2 protein-coding genes and 1 pseudogene are annotated in these 2104 nt (G+C 70.5%); 1 reads left to right on the top strand and 2 read right to left on the bottom strand.

Annotated features, from left to right (window positions below; translation table 11 throughout):
* A pseudogene (locus G6030_RS15585) lies at positions 1–347 on the top strand (S1 family peptidase); the annotation flags it as partial.
* A 137-nt stretch (positions 348–484) separates the two neighbouring features.
* On the opposite strand, the gene G6030_RS15580 reads toward G6030_RS15585, so the two are convergent.
* Positions 485–1690 carry an acyl-CoA dehydrogenase family protein gene (locus G6030_RS15580; protein ID WP_182643730.1) on the bottom strand — a complete coding sequence of 402 codons (1206 nt, stop codon included), beginning with the start codon at positions 1688–1690 and terminating at the stop codon, positions 485–487.
* 49 nt (positions 1691–1739) lie between these two features.
* Positions 1740–2104 (bottom strand): acyl-CoA dehydrogenase family protein (locus tag G6030_RS15575; protein WP_277817478.1); only part of this gene is annotated, 365 nt, incomplete at its 5' end.

The raw sequence follows: 2104 nt of genomic DNA, 5'->3' as shown, positions 1-2104 counted from the left end.
CGGCGCCGGAGTTCGGCGACGTCGTCTGCAAGGACGGCCTGTCGACCGGCCACACGTGCGGCATCACCTGGCAGCGCGAGGGTGACAGGTTCTGGAGCCACGCCTGTGCCGGGTACGGGGATTCCGGCGGGCCCATCACCCGCGACGGCCGGCTCGTGGGCCTGGTCTCGGGCGGCCACATGCCGCCGGCGGCCGGGGCGGCCGGCAGCCTCGGCCCTGTTCTGCCCTCGTGCCTGCACCCGGCCCAGTCGCCGTTCTTCCTGCCCGCGCTGGGGTACTCGTTCGACGCGATCGTCGCCGACGCCACCGCGCGCAACTGGCCCGGAAGCGGCTTCCGGATGGCCTGACGGCCCGGCCGGCCCCGGGATCCATCGAGAGGAGCGTTCCGCACACCCGCTCGGCGTGGTGTGCGGAACGCTCTTCTCGTTGATCCGACGGGTCTCGTCGACCCAACTGGTCTCGTCGCTCCGTCCGGCGGGTCAGCTCACTTCAGCTCGGCGCTCGACAGGTCGAGGATGCGGCGGGCGATGACCAGCTGCTGGATCTGCTGGGTGCCCTCGAAGATGTCGAGGATCTTGGAATCGCGCGACCACTTCTCCAGGAAGCTGCGCTCGGAGTAGCCGTAGCTGCCCGCGAGCTCGACGGCGCCCAGGGTCACCGCGGAACCGGTGCGGCCGGCCTTGGCCTTGCACATCGACGCCTCCTTGGTGTTGGGCATCTTGTTGTCGGCCATCCACGCCGCGCGAAGCGTGAGCAGGTAGGACACCTCCCAGTCGGCCTCGAGCTCGAGGTACTTGGCCACGGCGGCCGGCTGGCTGGTGGCGGGCCGGTCGTAGTCGATCTCCATGCCGGCCTCCTCGAGGAGCGTGCGGATCTCCTCGAGCGCGGCGCGCGCGACACCCACCGCCATGCCGGCGACCAGCGGGCGGGTGTTGTCGAACGTCTGCATGGCGCCGGCGAAGCCCTTGTCCACGCGGATCTCCGGATCGCCCAGGAGGTTCTCCTTGGGGACGCGGCAGTCGGTGAAGGTGATCTGTGCGGTGTCGGAGGCGCGGATGCCGAGCTTGTGCTCGAGCCGGTCCACGGAGACGCCGGGGTGGTCGCGCGGCACGACGAAGGACTTGATGGCGGCGCGGCCCTTGCTCTTGTCCAGGGTCGCCCACACGACGATGTGGTCGGCACGGGCACCGGAGGTGACGAAGATCTTGGTGCCGTTGAGGACGTACTCGTCGCCGTCGAGTCGGGCGGTGGCCGACACGGCGGCGGAGTCGGAGCCGAAGTCCGGCTCGGTGATGGCCATGGAGGCCCACACGCGGCCGAACTTCTCCATCTGCTCGTCGTTGGCCACGGCCGCGATGGCGGAGTTCCCCAGGCCCTGCCGGGGGATCGAGAGCGTGAGGCCGACATCGCCCCAGCAGGTCTCGATGATGTTGAGCAGCGATTTCATGTTGCCGCCGTTGGAAACGCCCTCGCGCTTGGGGGCGCCGCCGGATCCCATCGTGGCGCCCGAGGCGGCCTGGCCGGCGTCCTCCATGGCCTCCATCATGGCCTTGAGGGTGTCGAGTTCCACGGGGTACTCGTGCTCGGCGAGGTCGTACTTGCGCGAGATGGGCCGGAAGATCTGGGTGGCCACCTGGCGGGCCTGGTTCGCACCCGCCTGGAGCTTCTTGGGTAGTTCGAGGTTGATCATCGCTGGATGTCCTTGGTCCGGTTCGGGAGGGTGGCGGGGCGGGGGGCGGTCACAGGACCACCACGCCCTCGGCCACGCCCACGGCGCGCAGGTCGCGGTACCAGCGCTCGACGGGATGCTCCTTGGTGAACCCGTGCCCGCCCAGCAGTTGGACACCGTCGAGGCCGATCTTCATCCCCTTGTCGGCGGCGATCTTGCGGGCCAGGGCGGCCTCGCGGGCGAACGACAGCCCCTGCTCGGCGCGGGAGGCGCCGCGCCAGGTGACCAGGCGCATGCCGTCGAGCTCGGTGGCCATGTCGGCCACGGCGAACGCGACCGCCTGGCGGTGCGCGATGGGCTCGCCGAACGCGTGGCGCTCCTTGACGTAGGGCGTGACGTAGTCGAGGACGGCGTGGGAGGTGCCCACGGCCAGCG

The sequence above is a fragment of the Dietzia sp. E1 genome, from assembly GCF_014145015.1.
GTDB classification, from domain to species: Bacteria; Actinomycetota; Actinomycetes; order Mycobacteriales; family Mycobacteriaceae; genus Dietzia; species Dietzia cinnamea_A.
The sequence above is the reverse complement of the archived record's forward strand: the minus strand, read 5'-3'. Positions and strand labels throughout refer to the sequence as shown.